Annotated in this window: 19 protein-coding genes and 2 tRNA genes; 10 read left to right on the forward strand and 11 right to left on the reverse strand. The window is 65.0% G+C overall.

Annotation, left to right across the window (positions count from 1 at the left end; translation table 11 throughout):
- Nucleotides 1–23: 23 nt before the first annotated feature.
- From KVY23_RS06845 to pknB, 7 genes are all read left to right on the forward strand, one after another.
- A complete protein-coding gene (locus KVY23_RS06845) occupies nt 24–1,487 on the forward strand; it encodes a DUF3662 and FHA domain-containing protein (protein WP_230555829.1) in 1,464 nt (487 codons plus the stop codon).
- 181 nt (nt 1,488–1,668) lie between these two features.
- Nucleotides 1,669–2,133, forward strand: a complete 465-nt coding sequence (locus KVY23_RS06850; protein ID WP_206508831.1) for an FHA domain-containing protein — start codon at nt 1,669–1,671, stop codon at nt 2,131–2,133.
- The gene (locus tag KVY23_RS06855) at nt 2,130–3,560 is read left to right on the forward strand and encodes a PP2C family serine/threonine-protein phosphatase (RefSeq protein WP_230555830.1); all 1,431 of its coding nucleotides are present in this window, start codon (nt 2,130–2,132) and stop codon (nt 3,558–3,560) included. Before KVY23_RS06850 ends, KVY23_RS06855 begins: the two co-directional genes overlap by 4 nt.
- Nucleotides 3,560–5,017 (forward strand): FtsW/RodA/SpoVE family cell cycle protein, encoded by a 1,458-nt coding sequence (locus KVY23_RS06860; protein ID WP_075837731.1) that lies wholly within the window; start codon nt 3,560–3,562, stop codon nt 5,015–5,017. Before KVY23_RS06855 ends, KVY23_RS06860 begins: the two co-directional genes overlap by 1 nt.
- Entirely contained in the window at nt 5,014–6,501 is a 1,488-nt protein-coding gene (locus KVY23_RS06865; RefSeq protein ID WP_230555831.1) for a penicillin-binding protein 2, read from the forward strand. Before KVY23_RS06860 ends, KVY23_RS06865 begins: the two co-directional genes overlap by 4 nt.
- 7 nt (nt 6,502–6,508) lie before the next feature.
- A complete protein-coding gene (locus tag KVY23_RS06870; protein WP_230555832.1) occupies nt 6,509–7,993 on the forward strand; it encodes a serine/threonine-protein kinase in 1,485 nt (494 codons plus the stop codon).
- Entirely contained in the window at nt 7,990–9,915 is a 1,926-nt protein-coding gene (gene pknB, locus KVY23_RS06875) for a Stk1 family PASTA domain-containing Ser/Thr kinase (protein ID WP_230555833.1), read from the forward strand. Before KVY23_RS06870 ends, pknB begins: the two co-directional genes overlap by 4 nt.
- Here the strand turns inward: pknB and KVY23_RS06880 are convergent.
- The gene (locus KVY23_RS06880; RefSeq protein WP_075837732.1) at nt 9,857–10,540 is read right to left on the reverse strand and encodes an aminodeoxychorismate/anthranilate synthase component II; all 684 of its coding nucleotides are present in this window, start codon (nt 10,538–10,540) and stop codon (nt 9,857–9,859) included. The genes pknB and KVY23_RS06880 overlap by 59 nt on opposite strands.
- Before the next feature lie 35 nt (nt 10,541–10,575).
- Nucleotides 10,576–11,322, reverse strand: coding sequence for a DUF881 domain-containing protein (locus KVY23_RS06885; RefSeq protein ID WP_075837777.1), 747 nt, complete (start codon nt 11,320–11,322; stop codon nt 10,576–10,578).
- 151 nt (nt 11,323–11,473) lie between these two features.
- Between KVY23_RS06885 and crgA the strand changes: the two genes are divergently transcribed.
- Both crgA and KVY23_RS06895 read left to right on the forward strand, forming a co-directional pair.
- Nucleotides 11,474–11,737: a cell division protein CrgA gene (crgA, locus tag KVY23_RS06890; protein WP_075837733.1), complete on the forward strand. Its 264-nt coding sequence runs from the start codon at nt 11,474–11,476 to the stop codon at nt 11,735–11,737.
- A gap of 105 nt (nt 11,738–11,842) precedes the next feature.
- Nucleotides 11,843–12,274 carry a PH domain-containing protein gene (locus tag KVY23_RS06895; RefSeq protein WP_230555834.1) on the forward strand — a complete coding sequence of 144 codons (432 nt, stop codon included), beginning with the start codon at nt 11,843–11,845 and terminating at the stop codon, nt 12,272–12,274.
- 31 nt (nt 12,275–12,305) lie between these two features.
- Here KVY23_RS06895 and KVY23_RS06900 read toward each other — a convergent pair whose 3' ends face one another.
- Nucleotides 12,306–13,205 (reverse strand): rhomboid family intramembrane serine protease, encoded by a 900-nt coding sequence (locus KVY23_RS06900; protein ID WP_230555835.1) that lies wholly within the window; start codon nt 13,203–13,205, stop codon nt 12,306–12,308.
- Between the two features lie 36 nt (nt 13,206–13,241).
- Nucleotides 13,242–13,769, reverse strand: a complete 528-nt coding sequence (locus tag KVY23_RS06905) for a peptidylprolyl isomerase (protein ID WP_075837736.1) — start codon at nt 13,767–13,769, stop codon at nt 13,242–13,244.
- Nucleotides 13,770–13,871: 102 nt separating this feature from the next.
- Here KVY23_RS06905 and KVY23_RS06910 point away from each other — a divergent pair, with 102 nt between their 5' ends.
- A complete protein-coding gene (locus KVY23_RS06910) occupies nt 13,872–14,261 on the forward strand; it encodes a hypothetical protein (protein WP_075837778.1) in 390 nt (129 codons plus the stop codon).
- 14 nt (nt 14,262–14,275) lie between these two features.
- Here the strand turns inward: KVY23_RS06910 and KVY23_RS06915 are convergent, their stop codons facing one another.
- The 7 genes from KVY23_RS06915 to gyrA all read right to left on the reverse strand — a co-directional run bounded on the left by KVY23_RS06915 (nt 14,276) and on the right by gyrA (nt 22,492).
- Complete coding sequence (locus KVY23_RS06915) at nt 14,276–15,901, reverse strand: alpha/beta hydrolase (protein ID WP_230555836.1); 1,626 nt, start codon at nt 15,899–15,901, stop codon at nt 14,276–14,278.
- Between the two features lie 125 nt (nt 15,902–16,026).
- The gene (locus KVY23_RS06920; protein WP_230555837.1) at nt 16,027–17,043 is read right to left on the reverse strand and encodes a GGDEF domain-containing protein; all 1,017 of its coding nucleotides are present in this window, start codon (nt 17,041–17,043) and stop codon (nt 16,027–16,029) included.
- 106 nt (nt 17,044–17,149) lie between these two features.
- A complete protein-coding gene (locus KVY23_RS06925; protein WP_230555838.1) occupies nt 17,150–18,097 on the reverse strand; it encodes an acyl-ACP desaturase in 948 nt (315 codons plus the stop codon).
- A 212-nt stretch (nt 18,098–18,309) separates the two neighbouring features.
- Nucleotides 18,310–18,382, reverse strand: a tRNA-Ala gene (locus KVY23_RS06930).
- Between the two features lie 210 nt (nt 18,383–18,592).
- Nucleotides 18,593–18,666 (reverse strand) — tRNA-Ile (locus tag KVY23_RS06935).
- Between the two features lie 107 nt (nt 18,667–18,773).
- Nucleotides 18,774–19,679 (reverse strand): DUF3566 domain-containing protein, encoded by a 906-nt coding sequence (locus KVY23_RS06940; protein WP_230555839.1) that lies wholly within the window; start codon nt 19,677–19,679, stop codon nt 18,774–18,776.
- A gap of 263 nt (nt 19,680–19,942) precedes the next feature.
- Nucleotides 19,943–22,492, reverse strand: coding sequence for a DNA gyrase subunit A (gyrA, locus tag KVY23_RS06945; RefSeq protein WP_075837738.1), 2,550 nt, complete (start codon nt 22,490–22,492; stop codon nt 19,943–19,945).
- Between the last annotated feature and the right edge of the window lie 36 nt (nt 22,493–22,528).

A 22,528-nucleotide genomic window follows, 5' to 3' on the forward strand; every position in this document is an offset into this window, starting at 1 on the left:
GGACACCGGGAGGAGAGGCCACCATGGGCATTGTCCAGCGGTTCGAGCGAAAGCTCCAGGGCGCAGTCGGTGACGTCTTCGCCCGGGTCTTCGGCGGCGGAGTGGTTCCGCAGGAAGTAGAAGCAGCCCTCCAACAGGAGGCCGCCGACCGCATGCAGCCACTCGACGGTGGGCATCTGCTGGTGCCGAACAGTTATGTGATCACGATCAACAGTTCCGACCATGCCGAGCTTGCTGCGGAACGCGATCTGACCGACAAAGCGTTCTCACGCCACCTTCAGGACTACATCCGAGACCAAGGTTGGCAAACCTACGGCGACGTCGTGGTCCGATTCGAGGCCTCACCCACGTTGCACACGGGCCAATTCCGGGCCAGTGGTTCGGTCGATCCCGATGTGGGACGATCACCGCTTGCAGCGGGTAAAGCACCAGCACCGGTCGAGAAACCAAAACCGGTGCAATCACCGCCGGTGAAAAGCCCCGTACCCGTGACAAGCTCAGCGCCCGGTCAGCGACCTCCGCGCCCGTCAGCGAACCCCATGTCGACATCAGGAGCCGGCCACATGACGCAGAACCCAGGCTACGACCCCCAGCGTGACCCGGCCGACGGCTCTCGCCCCGATCCGCGCGCCCGAAACGGCAACGACCCGCGCGCGTACGGGCCGGACCAGGGCAATCGCAACGGTGCTCCCTACGGCGCCGCCGGTTACGGCGCACCCGCGGCGGGCGCTCCAGTACACGACGAGCAGTACGAGCAGCCCGCATACGGCCAGCCGGGCTACGAACAACAGGGTTACGACGAGCAGCGGGCGTACGGCCAGCAGGCATACGGACAGCCCGGTTACGAACAGCCCGGTTACGAACAGCGGGGTTACGAGCAGCGGGGCTACGACGAGCAGCAGGCCTACGGCCAGCAGGCGTACTCCGAGCCGGGCTACGACCAACAGGCATACGGCCAGCCGGGCTACGAACAGCCGGCATACGGCCAGCCAGGTTACGAGCAACAGGGCTACGAGCAACAGGGCTACGACCAACAGGCGTATGGCCAGCAGCCGTACGCCGAGCCCGCCGGCAATCAGGCGCCGGCCTACGACTACCCGCCGCAGAGTGGATACCAGCAGTCCGGCGGCTACCCCACGGCCGGCTACCCGCAACAGTCGTCCTACGGGTACGACGACGCGAGCTACGGCGCCGGTCAGGGCTTGTCCGCGACGCTGCAGCTCGAGGACGGCAGCGGACGCTACTTCCAGTTGCGCGAGGGCCAGAACATCATCGGACGTGGCCAGGACGCCCAGTTCCGGCTACCCGACACCGGTGTTTCACGGCGTCATGTGGAAATCAGGTGGGATGGTCGAGTGGCGATGCTCTCCGACCTCGGCTCGACCAACGGAACCACGGTCAACGGCGCACCTGTGCAGGACTGGCAGCTTGCCGACGGGGACGTCATCCGGGCCGGCCATTCGGAAATACTGGTCCGCATCGTGTAGTTCGACCCCACCAGTATGGTGATCGGCACACGCAGCTTCACTCTAGGATGCTGCGTGAGAAGTCGTGTCGGTTCGGTGGACGCTGTGCCGAACACCAGCCGTACCCGACCGAGCTGTGTCGAGAGAACAATATCGACAGAGCTGTATCGATTGAAGATGATGGCGAAGGAGGTGGACGGCCATGCAGGGTCTGATTCTGCAGTTGACACGAGCGGGTTTCCTGCTGTTGCTCTGGTTCTTCGTCTGGGCCGTTCTGCGAACTCTCCGCAGTGACATCTACGCGGCATCCGGGATGCGGATGCCCGCCCGGTACTCGAGCGGATCGAAAGTCCTTCCGTCTTTCAACAAACAAAAGGTTGCGAAGAACCTGGTGGTGACTCACGGCGGTCTCGCCGGTACCAGGATTTCTCTCGGCACCCAACCGGTTCTCATCGGCCGTGCCGACGACTCGACCTTGGTGTTGACCGACGACTATGCCTCCACCCGGCACGCGCGGATTTCTCCTCGTGGCAGTGACTGGTACGTCGAGGACCTCGGGTCGACCAACGGCACCTACCTCGATCGAGCAAAGGTCACCACCGCCGTGCGCGTCCCACTCGGCACCCCGGTGCGAGTCGGCAAGACCGTGATCGAGTTGCGCCCGTGACCCTGGTACTGCGCTATGCGGCCCGAAGTGACCGCGGTCTGGTCCGTTCGAACAACGAGGATTCGGTGTACGCCGGCGCGCGCCTGCTTGCGCTCGCCGATGGCATGGGTGGTCATGCCGCCGGCGAGGTCGCCTCGCAGCTGATGATCGCTGCGCTGGCGCATCTCGACGACGACGAGCCGGGTGACGATCTGCTCGGCAAGCTCGCAGCAGCGACGCGCGAAGGCAACGCCTCCATCGCCGACCAGGTGGAAGAGGAGCCCGACCTCGACGGCATGGGCACCACGCTGACGGCGATTCTGTTCGCGGGCAAGAAGATCGGGCTCGCACACATCGGCGATTCACGCGCCTATCTACTTCGTGACAGCGTGCTGACGCAGATCACCCGAGACGACACGTTCGTTCAATCTCTCGTCGACGAGGGACGCATCACCGCCGAACAAGCCCATACCCACCCGCAGCGATCGCTGATCATGCGGGCGTTGACCGGCAACGAGATCGAGCCGACACTGACTGTTCGCGAGGCGCGAGCGGACGATCGTTACCTGCTGTGTTCCGATGGCCTCTCCGACGTCGTCAGCGACGAAACCATCGAGAACACCCTGAACGAGGGCGACTGCGCTGCATCGGCCGATCGCCTGATCGAGTTGGCGCTGCGGAGCGGCGGGCCCGACAACGTCACCGTCGTCGTCGCCGATGTCATCGACCTCGACTACGGCCAGAGTTCGCCGATCCTCGGCGGTGCAGCGAGCACCGAAGACGAAGAGGATGCGCCACCGCCGAACACTGCCGCCGGCCGGGCAGCGGCGATGCGTCCACCGCGCGCGACGCCCAAGCGCGTCACCACACCGCCGCCCGTGGAAGAGAAGAACTCGCACAAGCTGCGTTGGTCCCTCGGAGCATTGGCGGCCATCGCACTCCTGGTCGGTGGCGCGTTCGTCGCCAACACCGCAATCCAGAACAACTACTACGTGGGTGCGGACGAGAGCCGCGTCGCGATCATGCGTGGCGTTCCAGCGTCGATACTCAGCTACTCGCTCCAATCGGTGCACACCATCGGCTGCCTCGACGAGGACGACGTGCTCACGTTGACCGCGCCCGAGGCAGCGCCGACCGGATGCGACGTGTTCGAGATCGAGGATCTCGTACCCTCCGCCCGTGAGCAGGTGCGTGCCGGTCTTCCGTCCGGAGCGCTCGACGATGCCCGTGGCCAGATGCAGCGCCTCGCGTCCGGTGACCTGTTGCCACTGTGCGAGCCGACGCCGGAGACGACTCCTTCTCCGGAACCCGCCGCACCGCCCGCAGCACCTGCACCGGCGCCGGCACCGGGGGAGGCTCCGCCGGCCGCTGTCGAACCGGTCCCCACCACGACACCCGCGCCGTCGGTACCGCAGATACCTGGCCAGAACTGCAGGGCCGGTTCTTGATGAGTTCCAATCCGTCTGGCGGGGGATCCTTTCCGAGCCCACCGGGAGGATTTGCTCCTGCTCCCGTCCTGTCGAACCGCCGCAACGTGGAGTTGCTGCTGCTCGCTATCGCGGTTGCCATCACCACACTCTCGCTGCTGCTGGTCGAGGCCAGCCAGGAGCACGCCATCACGTGGGATCTCGCGAAGTACGGCGCCGCCTACCTGGCCCTGGTGACCGTGGCGCATCTGGCCGTTCGCCGGTTCGCGCCCTATGCCGATCCACTGCTGCTACCCATCGTGGCGCTGCTCAACGGCCTCGGACTCGTCATGATCCATCGGCTCGATCTCGCAGACCAGCAGTCCGCTGCCTACCTCGGCCAGGAGATCCCGTCCCCGGACGCGACCCAGCAGGTGCTGTGGACGACCCTCGCGATCGCCGGCTTCATCGCCGTGCTGGTGCTGCTGCGCGACTACCGCACGCTGGCCCGCTACAGCTACACGGTGGGACTGTGCGGACTTGTCTTTCTGGCCATTCCGGCCTTGCTGCCTTCGGCGTACTCCGAGGTCAACGGTTCCAAGATCTGGATCCGACTTCCCGGATTCAGTATTCAACCGGGCGAGTTCGCCAAGATTCTCCTGCTGATCTTCTTCGCGTCGCTGCTCGTCGCCAAACGTGATCTGTTCACCTCCGCAGGCAAGCATGTGCTGGGCATGGATTTCCCGCGTGCCCGCGATCTGGGCCCGATTCTGCTCGTGTGGGTCGTGTCGGTGGGCGTCCTCGTGTTCGAGAAGGACCTGGGTTCGTCGCTGCTCATCTTCGGCACCGTCCTGGTGATGATCTACATCGCCACCGAGCGCGTCGGCTGGCTGATCATCGGCTTCGGACTCCTCCTCGTGGGATACCTGTTCGCATACCAGGTGTTCGGGCACGTGAAGATCCGCACCGACACCTGGCTGCGCCCGTTCGAGGACTACAACGACACCGGCTATCAGATCGTGCAGTCGATGTTCAGCTTCGCCACCGGTGGATTGGCCGGGACCGGTCTCGGTAGCGGCCGCCCATCGCAGGTCCCGTTCGCGAAGACCGACTTCATCATCGCCGCGATCGGCGAGGAACTCGGCCTCATCGGTCTCACTGCGGTGCTGATCCTGTACCTGGTGTTCATCATCCGCGGCCTGAGGACGGCGTTGGCGGTGCGTGACAGCTTCGGCAAACTCCTCGCCGCCGGGCTCTCCTTCACCGTCGCGATTCAGTTGTTCGTCGTCGTCGGCGGCGTCACCAAGCTCATCCCGCTCACCGGCCTCACCACGCCGTACCTGTCCTACGGAGGATCCTCGCTTCTCGCGAACTATCTGCTTCTGGCCCTGTTGATCAAGATCTCCGACGCCGCCCGCGAACCGGCGACGCCGAAGAAGCGGCCGACGCCGGCCGCACCGATCGCCGAGGCGAAGACCGAGATGGTGAAGCGCGCATGAACACTCCCCTGCGCCGCGTCTCCATCGCCGTCATGGTGATGGTCGTCGCCCTCCTCGCCAACGCCACCTACCTGCAGGTGATCAAGGCCGACGATCTGCGTGCGGATCCCCGCAACTCGCGCGTCCTGCTCGACGAGTACTCCCGCCAGCGGGGTCAGATCTCAGCGGGCGGGCAGGTACTCGCTGCCTCGATTCCGACCGAGGATCGGTACAAGTATCTGCGCACGTATCCGCCCAATCCCGGAGCGGCATCCAGCCCTCTTGCAAATGCGCCCGTCACCGGCTTCTACTCGATGCTCTACTCGAGCACCGGCCTGGAGCGCAGCGAGGACGACGTGCTCAACGGTTCGGACGACCGCCTCTTCGGACGGCGGCTGTTCGACCTGGTCTCCGGTCGCGATCCCCGTGGCGGCAATGTCGTCACCACCATCGATCCGCTCGTGCAGCAGGTCGCTTATGAGGAGCTCACCTCGCGCGGCTACACCGGGTCGGTGGTGGCTATCGAGCCGTCGACGGGCAACGTCCTCGCGATGGTCAGCACCCCGAGCTACGACCCCAACCTGCTGGCGAGCCACGAGGGTGCCGGCACCGCAGAAGCGTGGGAAAGCTTGAATGCGGACCCGTCCAAGCCACTGCTCAATCGCGCGATCGCAGCGACGTACCCGCCCGGGTCGACGTTCAAGGTGCTGGTCACCGCGGCCGCTCTCGAGAACGGTGCCACACCGGAGGATCAGCTGACCGCGGCCCCGACCATCACCCTGCCCGGCACGGAAACCTCGCTCGAGAACTACAACGGCAGCACCTGTGGCGGCGGGGCGACGGCAACATTGCGGGAAGCGTTCGCGCGATCCTGCAACACAGCCTTCGTCGAACTCGGCATCGACACCGGCGCCGACGCGCTGCGCGATACCGCGAGCGCCTTCGGTATCGGTGAGGAAGCGACGTCGCTGGTGCTACCGGTCGCCGACAGCACCATCGGGTCGATCCCGGACGATGCCGCGCTCGGCCAGAGCAGCATCGGACAGCGAGATGTCGCCCTGACGCCCCTGCAGGACGCAGTGATCGCCGCGACAGTGGCCAACAACGGTGTCCGGATGGCCCCGCATCTGGTCAGCCAGCTTCAGGCACCCGATCTGTCGAACCTTGCGACCACCACGCCGCAGTCGCAGGGTCAGGCGATCAGTCCCGAAACGGCCAAGACTCTTACCAGCCTGATGATCGGTTCGGAGAACAACACCGGTGGGCAGGGCCAGATCCCCGGCGTGCAGATCGCGTCGAAGACCGGAACGGCCGAGCACGGGACCGATCCGCGAAACACACCGCCGCATGCCTGGTACATCGCATTTGCACCCGCCGAGGACCCGCAGATCGCGATCGCCGTCATCGTGGAGGACGGCGGCGACCGCGCACTCGCGGCAACGGGTGGATCGGTGGCGGCGCCGATCGGGCGCGCCGTCATCGCTGCTGGATTGCAGGGGAGGTGACCAGAAGATGCCACTGAGTAATGGTGCAGTCGTTGCTGAGCGCTACCGACTGCTGCGGCTCATCGCGACAGGCGGAATGGGCCAGGTGTGGGAGGCGATGGACAACCGCCTCGACCGCAAGGTAGCCGTCAAGGTCCTCAAGGCCGAGTTCTCCGAGGATCCGGAATTTCTCCAACGCTTCCGATTCGAGGCCCGCACCACCGCGCAGCTCAACCACCCCGGCATCGCCGGGGTCTACGACTACGGCGAGACCCGCGACGCCGCGGGCGAGTCGTTGGCATACCTGGTGATGGAACTGGTCAACGGCGAGCCGCTCAACGCGGTGCTCGGCCGTGTCGGACGGCTCCCGCTGGGTCATGCCCTCGACATGCTCGAGCAGACCGGCAGGTCGCTGCAGGTTGCGCACAGCGCAGGCGTCGTCCACCGTGACGTCAAGCCCGGCAACATCCTCATCACCCCAGCCGGTCAGGTGAAGATCACCGATTTCGGTATCGCGAAGGCCGTCGACGCCTCTCCGGTGACCAAAACCGGAATGGTGATGGGTACCGCGCAGTACATCGCCCCCGAACAGGCATTGGGATCGGAAGCGACGTCCGCCAGCGATGTCTACTCGCTGGGAGTCGTCGGCTACGAGGCCCTGTCCGGCACCCGCCCCTTCCTCGGCGACGGCGCGTTGACCGTGGCAATGAAGCACGTACGTGAGACGCCTGCGCCGCTACCTGCCGATCTACCTGCGAATGTGCGCGAGCTGATCGAGATCACGATGGCCAAGGATCCGGTCGCCCGGTACGCGAACGGCGGCGAGTTCGCCGACGCTGTCGCAGCGGTGCGGGCCGGGCGCAGGCCACCCGCCCCCGGGAACGGGCGCGGTTCGGGTACCGGACGCGTCATGATGCCCGGTGTGGTGCCGGGCTCGGCTCCATCGAGCACCCAGATGATGCCGGCGGCGCACAACGAGTACACCGGCCCCCAGACTGGAGCGGCGCCCTCATCGGTGCAGCCCACCGGCATGTCCTCAGCGCAGAAGGCCCTCGCCTGGGGTGGTGCGGGCTTGCTCCTACTGGCACTGCTCATCGGTGGATTCATGCTGTTGAACGGCGAGGAACAGGAACCTGCGCCGTTCAATCCCGTCACCACGACACCGCCAGTGGTGACGACAACGACCGTGGATCCCACCACGGCCGAGCGCACCACCACCGAAGAAGCCACCACCACCACCGAAGAAACGACGACCACCACCGAGGAAACGACCACCACCGAAGAAACGACGACCACGAGCGCTCCTCCCACGGCCCCGTCATTCACGCTGCCTACCATTCCGGGATTCGGTGGAGGCGACGACGAGGATCCGCAAGCCGCTCGAAACCCATTCGCAGACCGTGATTCCACCGACAACGAATCCTCGAACCCCGACCGCCCCGCCAGCACCCTTCCGGACGACGATCTTTCGGACGACGATCTTTCGGACATTGATCGACAAGGACAGCAATGACGACTCCCCGTAAGCTCTCCTCCCGCTACGAGCTGGGCGAGATCCTCGGATTCGGCGGCATGTCCGAGGTCCACCTGGCCCGCGACAACCGGCTCGATCGCGACGTGGCGATCAAGGTTCTGAGGGCGGATCTGGCCCGTGACCCAACCTTCTACCTACGGTTTCGTCGGGAAGCTCAGAACGCGGCCGCGTTGAATCACCCCGCCATCGTCGCTGTGTACGACACCGGTGAGGCCGAGACCGAAGCCGGACCACTGCCGTTCATCGTCATGGAGTACGTCGAGGGCAGCACACTGCGCGACATCGTCCGAGCCGAAGGCCCGATGGCTCCTCGCCGTGCGATGGAAGTGATCGCGGATGTGTGCGCGGCCCTCGATTTCAGTCATCGCAACGGCATCGTCCACCGCGACGTGAAGCCTGCGAACGTGATGATCAACAACGCCGGGGCCGTCAAGGTGATGGACTTCGGTATCGCCCGTGCGCTGTCGGACAGCTCCAGTCCTATGACGCAGACGGCTGCCGTGATCGGAACTGCGCAGTATCTCTCGCCCGAGCAGGCCCGAGGCGAGCAGGTCGACGCCCGGTCCGATGTCTACTCCCTCGGTTGCGTCCTGTTCGAGATTCTGACGGGTGAGCCGCCGTTCAAGGGCGACAGCCCGGTCGCCGTCGCCTATCAACACGTGCGCGAGGACCCAGAACTACCCTCGCGAGTCAATGCGTCGGTTCCCCGCGAACTCGACTCGATCATCCTCAAGGCCATGGCCAAGAATCCGGCCAATCGCTATCAGTCGGCAGCGGAGATGCGCACTGACCTCGTTCGGGTGCTCGGCGGCCAGCGTCCTGGCGCCCCGACCGTCATGAACGACGAGGATCGCACCACCATCCTCGGATCCATGGATGCACGGGCGGCGCGGTCCCCGGACGGATCGGACCCACAGCCCGTAGCCCCCGGCGGTCGGCATGCCGATGATGACGAACCGCCCAGTCGTCGTGGTCTGAAGATCGCGGTGCTCACCTTCCTCGGGCTTGTCGTCCTCGGCATTGTCGGGGCGTTCCTGTGGTCTCTCGGACCCGGTTCCACCCCAGCTCGCGTCGCTGTTCCGGACGTGACCAACATGTCGGCCGCGGACGCAGAAGCACGGCTCGAGCAGGCCGATCTACGCGTCTCCGTTCAAGAACGGTCCGACGCGACCGTCCCGTCCGGAAACGTCATCTCGACGACTCCAGGCGCCGGCACCGAGGTCGAAACCGAGAGCACGGTGAGCCTCGAGGTCTCCACCGGTCCCGAACAGGCCCAGGTACCGCAGTTGCGCGGTCTGACGGAACAGGAAGCCGAACGCGCCCTGTCCGCCCTCGAGCTCGAGCTCGATACGAACATCGCTCGGGCGCCCTCGCTACCGGAGGAGCTCGACCGAGTCGTCGACCAGAACCCTTCCTCCGGGGTCGGGCTCTCCGTCGGATCGACGGTCAGGATCACTCTCGGAACCGGACCAGCGCAGGTCCGGGTCCCCGATGTCGTCGGCCAGCAGGTCGAGGTCGCTCAGCCCAACATCGAGGGGGCAGGCTTCCGAGTGGAGGTCGAGAACATCGATTCGAGCCAACCCCGCGGCGAGGTCGTGTCCACCGTCCCGGCCGGCGGATCGAGCGTCACCGAAGGCGACGTCGTCACCTTGCGAGTGTCCAACGGCGACAAAATTTCTATGCCGGATCTGACCGGGCAGACCGAGGCGCAGGCATTGGCCACGCTCCAGGCTGCCGGGTGGACGGGTTCGTCATCGTCACTGACCACCGGCACACAGAACACTCTCGATCCCACCTCTGTGGGCCGGGTGGTCAATCAGGCCGAGCCTGCCGGTTCGGAAATCACGAAGTCACAGAGCGTGAGTGTCGACCTCGGGGTGCTGGGGATCCCGCCGCGCTAGCTACCTGCGCCTCGAGTTCGTCGATGAGAGCATCCTCGGATTCCACCCCGCACACGGCCAACCAGTTGGCGAGCATCCGGTGCCCACCCTGGGTCAGGATCGACTCGGGGTGGAACTGGACGCCGTGAATGGGCAGTTCGCGGTGGCGCATCGCCATCACCAGGCCCGAATCGGTCCGTCCGATCACCTCGAGCTCGTCCGGAATGGTGCCGTCCACGACGGTCAACGAGTGGTAGCGCGTGGCTGTGAACGGATCGGCCAGTCCTGCCAACACACCCGTGCCGGTGTGGTGAACTTCGCTCGTCTTGCCGTGCAAGAGTTCGGGTGCGCGATCGACGGTCGCCCCGAAGGCCGCGCCGATTGCCTGATGCCCCAGGCAAACCCCCAGCAAAGGGGTGCGCGACTTCGCGGCTGCCGTGACCAGCTCCATCGTGGCACCTGCCCGCTGCGGAGTTCCGGGCCCGGGGCTGAGCAGAATGCCGTCGAACTCTTCGGCGACGGCATCGCGGTCGGCGAGGTTGGCGTCGTCGTTGCGCCACACCGTCGCCTCGACGCCCAGCTGGCCCAGGTACTGGACGAGGTTGAAGACGAAGCTGTCGTAGTTGTCGACGACCAGGATGCGCATGAGGCCCAGGATAGGGCAGCGCATCGGTCGAACCGTCATCCAGGCTGGGCGTACCGCATGCGGACGCTGCCCTCGTAGGCAGGCACGTCGAGGTTCTCGGAGATGCTGGTTCGGTAGCCGAGACCGTATCGCTGAGCGTATTGCTGGAACACGCGCACGCCCGGTTCGTCAGCGAGTGCCGCGGCCAGCCGATCCGGATCACCGAGGGCCGTCACGACGTAGGGCGGGCTGTAGGTGCGGCCACCGAGGAGAAGCGTATTGCCGATACACAGCGGCGCCACCCGCTCGACGATGCGCTGATCCTGCATGGCGACGGCAGTGGCCCCGCCCCTCCACACCGCGTTGAGCACGCTCTGCACGTCCTGTTGATGCACGACGAGGTCGTCCGGCGCGGCGTCCGAGGCGTAGCGACCATCCTCACCGCGCGGTGCATCGGTCATCGTCACCACGATTCCGGGGCCCGACGCCGCGGTCATCCCAGCGGGCCCCGCCAATTCGTCGACCCTGTCGAGGAGATCCTGGACTTCCGCGTCGATGGATCCGGCCGCCTGCTGGCGTTCGGTCACACGGCCTGCCATGTCGTCGCGGATGGCTTTCGCTTCGTCCGCGCTGTCCTGTGCTGATCTGACGAGACTCGACAACCTGGTGGTGTCCGTGCGGCGGATTTCGTCACCGTGCGAGAACTGGCGGGTAGTGGCCAACATGACTCCGACGACGAGGCACACCACCAGCACCAGGATCTGCCACACACGATCTGTTGTGGGCGCGTTATGCGAGTCCATCTTCTCGTCCGGTGCTCTTCCGTGCGGCAATGCTGAGCTAGCGTGTACTTCAACCGCGAACGCTACCCGCTCACGCGAAGTTCGTGGCGTGGCCTCCCAGGTGGCGCCCAAAAATTGCAGGTGGCGCGCCGATACAACGAATGGAGAACAGATGCCGAAGTCGAAAGTCCGGAAGAAGAAGGATTTCGTGGTCGCACCCGGGACCCGCACCCCTGGTTCCGCAGCGGCAGGACCGTCCAGTCAGCTATACGTCTCCGTCATGCTCGGGTTCATGCTGGTTGGGCTCTTGTGGTTGCTCGTCTACTACCTCGCTGCCGAGAACATCTCGTGGATGAACAACCTGGGTGCGTGGAACTTCCTCGTCGGTTTCGGTTTCATGGTCGTCGGTCTGATCATGACCATGCGGTGGAGATGACCGGAAGACTTACACGCGTGTCATTCATCCCCAATGTGGATAAAGCCTGTGGATAACTCTGAAGACTTTCCCCAGCCTGTGGATAAACTCACTTGGGCGACGCCGATGCCCGCCGTGATTGCGCTGGTCGGCGCCGGAATTGCCCTGCTCGTGGCCGCTGCGGTAACCAATACTGATACCGCGGGACGATTCATGGTTGGGCTCGGCGCGCTCGGTCTGTGGACAATTGCCGCGCTGGCCGGCTACCAACGACCGCGCCTGTGGATAGACAACGGCGCGGCCTCGCCCGGGGAGCCGCCTGCCCAGCGACTGGCGGTCAAGCGTCTATCGGGTGTTCGGACCTACCGGCTCGAAGAAATCTCGCGGCTCGAAGTAGTGAAGTACCCCCGCCTCGGGCGGCGTGTGCCGATGTTGGAGGTCGATGTGCGACGGGCCGGCGAGGACGAGGATCGGCTGATGATCTTCGGCCGCTGGGATCTCGGTACCAACCCACAGGACGTCCACGACGTTCTCAACCGGCACGGGTTGGTGCCCTGAGACCTCGGGCCGGTGAGGCCGTAGCGGCCTGCTACACGCCCATTTGCGCGCGCAGGTCCAGCACTCGCACGCCGATGATCGCCAACGCAAGTGCCGCCACCGCGGCGACCGCGGCCCACCCGATTCTCGGAGACCGCATGCTGCCGGGCAGAAACAGGATTCCTGCGGTGGCGAGCGCGCCCGCGACCAATCCGCCCGTGTGTCCCCAGAGCGAGATCCCGGGGATCGAGATGCTGATGACGATGTTCAGCGCGACGATGACGAGGACCGGCGTCGCGCTGCGTCTCAGTTTGACCAGGATTACCGCCTGGGCGCCCAACAGTCCGAAGATGGCACCGGACGCGCCTGCGGTGACGGTGATTGGCGATTCGAGCAGCATCACCGATGTACTGCCCCCGAGCAGTGATACCGCATAAACCGCGACATACCGCGCGCGGCCCAGGATCGCCTCGACGTCACGTCCGATGATGTAGAGCGCGAACATGTTGACCAGTAGGTGAAACAGCCCGATGTGCAGGAAGCCGCTCCCGAGCAAACGCTCGTAGTCACCAGTGGCCACCGAGGGCGGGAACAGTGCCCACGCACGGAACAGCGGCGAGTCGGCAGCATTGTCGAGAAAGCTCCGTGACTGCGCGGCCGTCACCATGAATGCCGCGACGTTCAGCCCCATCAGGATGTAGGTCACGAGGCCGTACGTGCCACCGGTAGGTGCGCCGGCGATCGTCCTGGCACGCCGAACGGTGGCGTTGCCGGCGCGCACGCACGAGGTGCAGTGTTGACCCACCGCGGCGGGCCGCAGGCATTCGGGGCACGCAGGCCGACCACACCGTGTGCAGGACAGGCTGGTGAGCCGATCGGGGTGCGATGCGCACCGCGACTGGGGTGGGGTGGGCTGATCGCCGTGCGCGCCACCCCAGCCGGGGTTCGTCATCGTGTCAATCCTCTTCTGGGGAAAGTTGTCGAAACGTCAGGAAAGCGTGACGCTGTTGATGACGACCTCGTCGACGGGTCGATCGCCGCGTCCGACGGGGGTGCCGGAGATCGCGTCGACGACCTTCTTCGAGGCCTCGTCCTTCACCTCACCGAAGATGGTGTGCTTGCGATTGAGGTGCGGGGTCTTGCCCGTGGTGATGAAGAACTGCGAACCGTTGGTGCCCGGGCCCGCATTCGCCATGGCGAGCAGGTACGGGCGGTCGAAGGACAGCTCGGGATGGAACTCGTCCCCGAACTTGTAGCCCGGGCCGCCTGCGCCGGTGCCCGTAGGGTCTCCGCCCTGGATCATGAAGCCGTCGATGACGCGGTGGAAGACCGCGCCGTCGTAGAACGGTCCCGAGGTGCCACCGGAGGCGTTCGCAGTGGTGTATTCCTTGGATCCGTCGGCGAGACCGGTGAAGTTCTCGACCGTCTTCGGCGCATGATTGCCGAACAGTTCGATGACGATGTCGCCGCGGTTGGTGTGCAGCGTGGCCGTGGATGTCTTGTTTGGTGAAGTCACACCCCTATCGTGCCATTGCCGGGTCGTCGACCGGCATGTCGGCCGCCTCGACAGAGACATTCCTTGCGTCGATACTTCCGCCGGATGTGGAACAGTGGAGTGATGACGACCGCATCGAAGTCCGGGCATCTCCGTGACGTCGCCGTGAGCACCGGGGGAAACGCGATCAAGGCAGCCAGGCTCTACTCTGCCGGCCCGGCTGTGGTCGGGTTCCGTGCCGCGCAGCACGGGGTCGGCCTGGCGCGCCGCGAGAAGCAACGCCGCAAAGCTCGTCGCACGACGCCACCCCCCTCGAGCCCCGTGGAGAAGACCAGCAGCCGAAAGCTGCTCCTATTGGGCGCTCTGCTCGGCGCGGCCGCCGCGGTGGCTGTCGTTCTCTCCAAGCGTCGGAGCACGATCGATCCCCCAGCGGATGTGCCGCCGAGCCTCGACGACTACGCGCACATCACCTCGCCCGTGAACGGATCCTCGGCACACTCCGCTCAGCAGTAGACCCTGGTTTCGGCTCACCCCGTCACCTCCTGGCTCTGGCCGGCAACGACGAGGGCCGTCTCTCGCTGTGCGGTGGTTCCGGGCGTCAGATAGTCGCTGTGTCCGACGTTCTCGCTGGTGCCCTGCGCTGCATCCGCCTCGGTCGATAGCGTTTCGATCCCGCCAAGGCCGCCGGGATCGGCCCCGAACGCGCCGAGGTCTGCCACGAGGTCGCCGCGCGCTTCAGCAACGAACAGGTGTCCCGGTGGGACAGACAATCCGGCGCTGTCGTCGAATCCCAGACCGGGCGACCCGGCGGCGACGAACTCGTCGACGCCTGCGGTGTCGGCACCTCGCAGCGACAGGGACGCGACGAGCGAGCCGTACGAGTGCCCCAGCAGCGTCAGGTGCGGATCCGGTCCCCGGGCGGCATCGAGTCCGTCGAGGAAGGCGGTCAGGCGGGGTGCTCCCCTGGAGGCCGCCAGCGGTGAGATGATCGTGCGACTCGGGTCCAACAGACTCCAGCCCAGGTGCGGGGCCTGGTAGTTCATCCACGTAACGCAGGCGACGCTGTCGCCATCGGGCAGTAGATCCGCGGCCGTACGCTGCAATGCTGCTATGTCACCGTCGTATCGGTGCAGGTCGTCGCGGACATCGGAGCCGAGCCCCGGCACGAACACCGCCACATGGGTCGCAGTGTGTACGTTTCCGACAGCGATTGCGGCGAGCGTGTCCTCGGAGCTGGAATTGTCCAACACCAGCAATTGCCGACCGCCCTGGTCGAGGGTGGATGCGATGGAGTCCAGCGCCGCCAATCGCTTCCGAGTCTGCGACAGACCCGCATCGGCGTTGTCGAAGAGGCCGCCGAAACGGTTTCTTTCGAGTTGCCGTCCCAGATCCTGCGCGACGGCCTCGAGCCGTGTCCGCTCGAGGGTGAGCATGCGGCGGTTCGCGGCATCGCGTACCTGCGCCGGAATGCCGTCGAGATTGCCGATCGATCCAGGATCGAGAACCATCAGCGATGTTCGCTCGGCCGGGGTCAGTGACTTCCAGAACGCCGAGTTCGCCGCCGCTGTCCCGCCGGACGGAACCACCGCTCGCGCGGGCCGGGCGCTGGTGCGCTCGGCGGCGACCCCGCTGTCGCCGCCGCCGCCATCGCCGCCGTCGATGCGGTTCAGTGCGGCTGTGGTGGCGTCATCGATCTCGAGCGCCCGGCGCATGGCTTCCGATACGCGCGCGCCCAGCTCGCGGCGCAACCGCAGGCGATCTCGTTCGGTTTCCCAGCCTTCGGCCACGGCCACTGCGTACACCGGAAACTGCGCGGCAACAGCACCATTGGGATGAATGGTCAGATCGTGCCGGGCAGCTGTGTCGTTGCAGTCACGAACCACCGACAGCAACGGGTACATCGAGTCCGCGAGTCCGGCGATGCACCTGCCGATCGCGCCGAGCTCTCGCGCCCGATCGAGTTGACCTCGATGAAGCACGCTGATCGCATGGCGCGCCGCGTCGGCCGCGGGGCCCTGCCAGTCCAAGTCGGCAACCGCTGCGGTCAGTACGCCCGCACCGGCATCGAAAGCGCGGGCAGCCTCGGTCACCCGTTGCGCGAGCCGTCCCACCTCGGACGGGCTCCACTGCGCAATATCATTCCACGACAACACCATTCGACCCCCGGGGCTCCGCCGAAATCAACCTGTTCGGTCGATACACCTCGAAGTCAACACCACAGGGCGTCAGCGGCGCAGAATCTATCCACAGCCTGTGGATGAATCGTGCAGCGAATCCGTCACCGCGCTATTCTCCACTCCGATTCGTCGGGAGCCGACGGCTGTGTTCGAGGGGGTTTCTGCTCGGCCGGTCGGCTTCGCTTGGCGCGGTACAGGTCCGCGTCGGCAGCACGGTAGATCTCCGTCCAGCGACGAGAGGACGGCATGCAGACGATGCCCACGCTCCACTCGGCTCGATGGGCCCGGCGAAGACGATCGATGATCTGCCACGCTTCGGCTTCGAGCACCCCCGGCATGAACAGCACGAACTCGTCACCGCCGAGCCGGCCGAGTACGTCACGACGACTCAGCTCCGCCTTCCACGCCTTCGACACCCGCGCAAGAAGGACGTCACCGGCGATGTGGCCGTATTCGTCGTTGATCTGCTTGAAGTTGTCGAGGTCGAGAACGGCGAGGCTGACCGACAGGCCCCGCGCGGCGCATGCTGGAAGCATCTTCTCGACCTTGGCTTCGAAACCGAACCTGTTCAGCAAGCCCGTCAGAGCATCGTGGGTAGCGGAGTACCGCAGCCGCCGCGCGAACGCACCGAACACCTCCGTTGATCCCACCACCCCGAGTGCGATCAACACGCACGAAATGAACGAGGACTGATAGGTGCCGATCGCCGCTCCGGTGATCGCAGACAAAGCCAGCAGACCCGCCCATATCCCCGCAATGCGTTCGGACCAGAACGCACCGATGTGCATCGCGAGAAACATCGATGCCTGGACGTAGATGAGGTAGGCCGGCAGCGTGGTGCTCGATGCGAACGACAAACCTGCGGCAACGATACTCATCAAGGTCACCGTGCCGATGGTGCGCTTGGGGCTGGGCGCCCGGGTACGCAGCATCATCACCGTCGCGGCGACACCGAGCGCGATGGCGCACAGGAACGCCACCTGGCCCCACACCCCTGCCGTGCCGTAGTAGGCACTTCCGGCGGCCGCGTACAGCAACGTCGTCGCCACCACGTAGACGAGCAGGGTCAAACCGGATTCGTCCAGCTTGGACGTCCCGGTGAGAACGCGGCCGATCACGAGGCCAGCCCCCGACCAAGTCGATTCGGCATTCTCACCTCCCCCAGGACGTCGCGCTCGCGCCGACTGTCGTGCGGGACTTTAACACTTTCGCGCGATAACGGCGTCAGGAAGCCATTTCTGCGCGTGCAGCTTCTCGTGCCAGCAAACGATCACGGGATTCCTCGAACTTCGTTGCTTTGCGCCCGAGATCCTCGACGTACTCCGCCAGCCGTTCGCGGTCTCTCTCCCCTTCGCCGGTGAAGTCGTTGCGCTCGAAGATCTGCCACTTGCGCAGCACGGGCATCAGAACCTCGTCCAGATGTTGCCTGAGATCGTAGATTCCGTGCTTGGCGAGCGCCATCGCGTTCTTCCGGAAATTGGGCATGTTCAGCCCCGGCATCGCGAATTCCGTCGCCACATCAGCGATTGCCTTCATCATCTGATCAGGCGTGAGATCCAGAGCCGCCGCACCGAGGTTTCGGTAGAAGATCATGTGAAGGTTCTCGTCGGCGGCGATCCGCGCAAGCATCCGGTCGGCAACCTCGTCACCGCAGGCAAGTCCGGTGTTGCGGTGTGAGACACGCGTCGCCAGTTCCTGCAGGGTCACATACGCGACAGAGTGCAACAGATTCGCGCCGTCCATCGGAGCATCCACGCCTGCCGTCATGTGCTGCATACGTGCACGCTCGAGCTCGACGGGGTCGACCGCCCGCGTCACGACGAGATAGTCCCGCATGACGATGCCGTGCCGGTTCTCCTCGGCCGTCCAACGGCCCACCCAGGTTCCCCAGGCGCCGTCCAGCGAGAAATTCTCGGCCAGACCCCGGTGATACGACGGCAGGTTGTCCTCGGTGAGCAGGTTGGTGATCATCGCGGTACGCGCCAGTTCGGACAGTGAGGACTGCGAGAGGTCCCAGTCGTCCCCGCCCATGGCGGCGAAGTTGCGCCCCTCGTCCCACGGGATGTAGTCGTGTGGATGCCATTCTTTCGCCATCGTCAGATGGCGGTTGAGGTTGCTCTCCAACGTCTCGTCGAGTTCGGTCAGAAGTTCGGTGTGATCGAGGTGGCGCATGTGTGACAGGTCCTTTGCGACTTCTCCGTCGGCGGAGAGACATGATGACCGTTCGACGGTAGGCCCGCCCGCCGCTCGTTCTCGTCAGGATCGGCGAAGTCTGGGCACGTCACACCGGCCTTCACACATGATTGGCCGAGTTCACAAGCGGCATCCACGCCGGTGGAAGACAAAAATGGGCGCCCAGCGTGTGCTGGGCGCCCATTTTCTTGTGGAGCCTAGGAGATTCGAACTCCTGACATCTGCCTTGCAAAGGCAGCGCTCTACCAACTGAGCTAAGGCCCCGGGTCGTTCTGTGCGAGCGAACGCTACTCTACACGCTCGCACAATTCGTTCTGCATACCGCTACCGGACGTTCACGACGGGGAAAGCTCGTGCCACACACCATCTTTGCCGCGAAGCGAACGCGCCTTGGATAGTGCTGCAATCACCGCTACCACCGCTGCAACGAGAAGAACTATCTTCACGTGAACGAACCTCTCGTTGCGTCTGGTGTGGGCCTAGGAGGACTTGAACCTCCGACCTCTTCCTTATCAGGGAAGCGCTCTAACCGCCTGAGCTATAGGCCCTCATACCTCGGTTCGTAGAAAATTTCTCTTCCCGAACCGAGGAGTGAGATTACCGCATCGAACCGCTGTACTCCAAAACGGCCCGATCCTCCCGTTCGATCTGTGGCTCAGTCACGATCGGCGAGCGTCACTTCGACGCCACCGACCAGGTCCGAGGACAGGTTGTAGATGAACGACCCGATGGTGGTCAAGGCCGTGAACAGCACGACGTTGATGATGCCGATGACCGCGGCGTAACCGAACACCTGGCCGGCACTGATGAGACCACCGCCACTGGACTCCGAGACGATCTCGGTGAATGCACTGTTCAGCCGATCCCAGACGCCCATTCCGTCGAGCACTGCGTAGAGCAGCCCGACGGCGACCATCCAGACGAAGAACAGGGACACGGCGATGACCAGCGAGATCTTCAGAGTCGACCAGGGGTCGATCTTTCGCAATTGGACCGTTGCGCGTAGCCCTTCGCCCTCTTCACGAGCCGCAATGGCAACTGGCTGAGCCACCCGTTGCGTTTCGGCAGTGGGTTCCGAATGGCGCACCTCGGACAGGTCCGGCATGTCCTTGGCCAGGTCCTTGCGCTCGATGTTGCGTGTCGGCCCGTCGATACCGGCCGCCCGCGACTTCGCAGCCTCCCGGCGTTGCGCCACGACCTCGGGGCTTTCCACTCCCGACTCTGCCGCACCTGTGCCGACCGGTGCGGTGTGTGGAAGCGAACCACCTCGGGTGGGCAAGTTGGTCTGTGGCTGTTGCTGGGTTTTCGGCGCCGGTGATCCTGCCTGCTGTGGAGCGCGTTGTTGGGTCCGCTGCCACGGCGGCGAATCCTGCGTGACCTCATCGGCCGGGGCGTTGCCGTTCCCCTGCGTCGGGCCACTGTGCACGTCCTGCAACGCCGCGGTGGGGGGCGAGCCGTCGCCGGCACGCAGTGGATCCATCGGACGCGGCGGCGCTGGATGCTGGGCACCGCTCTTGTTGGGCGGCACCTGCCCTGCGACCGGTGCTTGTGGGGGCTTCACCGGTGGCCGCCCCGCCGGTGGCCGCCCACCCTGCTGAACCGGACCCTGCGGGGGTGGCCCCTGTGAGGGCCGTGCAGGCGGCCGAGCGCCCGATGGCGGTTGCGGCGCAGCAGGAGGCCGGGCTGCCTGCGGTCCGCCAGGCTTGCCGGCAGGGTTGGGCTTGGCAGCCGGTTGCGGTCGGTTCGACTGGCGCGGCTGCTCAGTCCGATCGCCCTGGTCGTTCGGCGAACCGGGCCTGCTGCCAGGCCTGTTGGGAGTGCTCACTACAACTCCTTCGATGCTTCATCTTCGGCGGAGACAGCGCCCGGCTCCGGCTCGTGCTCGTCGGCGTTGCGCGCAATGGCGAGAAGCGTGTCGCCTTCACCGAGGTTCATCAACCGAACACCCTTCGTCTGTCGGCCGGCCTTCCGGACCTGCTTGGCTGCGGTACGGATCACGCCGCCACCGGAGGTGATTGCGTAGAGCTCATCATCGTCGTCGACGATGAGAGCCCCCACCAGGGTGCCACGTTTCGGGTCGTACTGAATGGTCAGCACGCCCTTTCCGCCACGACCCTGCTGTGGATAATCCTCCATCGCAGTGCGCTTGGAGTAACCACCGGATGTGGCGACCAGCAGATACTTGTCCTCACGGACAACGTTGAGCGCCAGCAGCTGATCCTCACCGTTGAATCGCATCCCCTGCACACCCGAAGTGGCTCGGCCCATCGGGCGTAGCACCTCGTCGGTGGCAGAGAAACGGATCGACTGGCCTTGGGCGGACACGAGCAGCAGATCGTCCTCCGAGGACGCCAGCACAGCTCCGACCAGTTCGTCCTCACCGCGGAGGTTGACAGCGACGATTCCGCCGCTGCGGTTGGAGTCGAAGTCGGTGAGCTTGGACTTCTTCACCAGACCACCCTTGGTGGCCAACACCAGGTAGGGCGCGTCCTCATAGGTCTTGATCTGGATTACCTGGGCAATCCGCTCGTCGGGCTGGAACGCCAACAGGTTCGCGACGTGTTGCCCGCGCGCAGTTCGATTGGCCTCGGGCAACTCGTAGGCCTTGGCCCGGTAGACGCGACCCTTGGTGGTGAAGAACAGGATCCAGTCGTGCGTGGAGCACACGAAGAACTTGCTGACGATGTCGTCCTGTTTCAGCCCCGCGCCCTGCACCCCCTTGCCGCCGCGCTTCTGGGAGCGGTAGAGGTCGGTCCTGGTGCGCTTGGCGTACCCGGTTTCGGTGATGGTGACCACGACGTTCTCGCGGGCGATCAGATCCTCGTCGTTGACGTCTCCGTCGCTGGCGATGATGCGGGTGCGGCGATCGTCGCCGAACTTCTCGATGATCTCACCCAGTTCATCCCGCACGATCTGACGCTGACGCTCCGGCTTGGCCAGGATGTCCTGCAGCTCGGCGATCTCGATTTCGATCTCGGCCAACTCGTCGATGATCTTCTGTCGCTCGAGGGCTGCCAGACGACGCAGCTGCATCGCGAGGATCGCATCGGCCTGAATGTCGTCGATATCGAGAAGCTCGATCAAACCGGCGCGAGCGATATCGACGGTTTGCGACGCGCGAATGAGGGCGATGACCTCGTCGAGCGCGTCCAGTGCCTTGACCAGACCGCGCAGGATGTGGGCGCGCTCCTCGGCCTTGCGGAGCCGGTAGCGCGTCCGCCGAATGATCACTTCGAGCTGGTGTGCCACGTAGTAGCGGATCATCTGATCCAGACGCAGCGTGCGCGGAACCCCGTCGACGATCGAGAGCATGTTCGCGCCGAAGCTGGTCTGCAACTGCGTGTGCTTGTACAGGTTGTTGAGCACGACCTTAGCGACGGCGTCACGCTTGATGGTGACGACGATCCGCATGCCGACGCGGTCCGAGGACTCGTCGTCGATCTTGGAGATGCCGCCGAGTTTGCCGTCACGGACCTGCTCGGCGATCGAGGTGATCATATTGTCCGGGTTCACCTGGTACGGCAACTCCGTGATGACGATGGTAGTGCGTCCGCTCGAGTCCTCTTCGATCTCGACGACACCGCGCATCCGGATCGAACCACGACCCGTCGAGTAGGCATCCTGGATACCCTGGCCGCCGACGATCAGACCGTGCGTGGGGAAGTCCGGGCCCTTCACGCGTTCCATGCATGCCGCGAGGGTGGCTTCCTCGTCCGCCTCGTGATTGTCGAGCGCCCAGAAGACCGCCTCGCCGAGTTCGCGCAGGTTGTGCGGAGGAATATTGGTGGCCATACCGACGGCGATGCCGTTGGAGCCGTTCATCAACAGGTTCGGCACTCGCGACGGAAGGACCGTCGGCTCTCGGGTCTTACCGTCGTAGTTGGGGATGAAGTCGACGGTTTCCTCGTCGATATCGCGCAGCATCTCCATCGCGAGCGGCGTCAACCGGGCCTCGGTGTATCGCATCGCGGCGGCACCGTCGTTGCCGCGGGAACCGAAGTTGCCCTGACCGTCGACGAGCGGGTAGCGCATCGACCACGGCTGGGCCAGGCGAACGAGCGCGTCGTAGATCGAGGAGTCGCCGTGCGGGTGGTAGTTACCCATCGTTTCGGCAACGGGCCGTGCGGATTTGACGTAACTACGGTCGGGACGGAAGCCCGAGTCGTACATCGCGTACAGCACGCGGCGGTGCACGGGCTTGAGTCCGTCGCGAACCTCGGGGAGCGCGCGACCGACGATGACGCTCATGGCGTAGTCGATGTAGCTGCGCTGCATCTCCTGCTGGATGTCGACCGGATCGATCCGGTCGCCACCCTCGGCGTTGGTGGTCGAACCGGGCGGCGGTCCTACCGGTGGTTCGGTGATATCGGACATGAAATCTCCTCAGCTAAAAGACTTTTCACAAGATGG

Source organism: Rhodococcus sp. I2R, assembly GCF_020889545.1.
GTDB lineage: Bacteria > Actinomycetota > Actinomycetes > Mycobacteriales > Mycobacteriaceae > Rhodococcoides.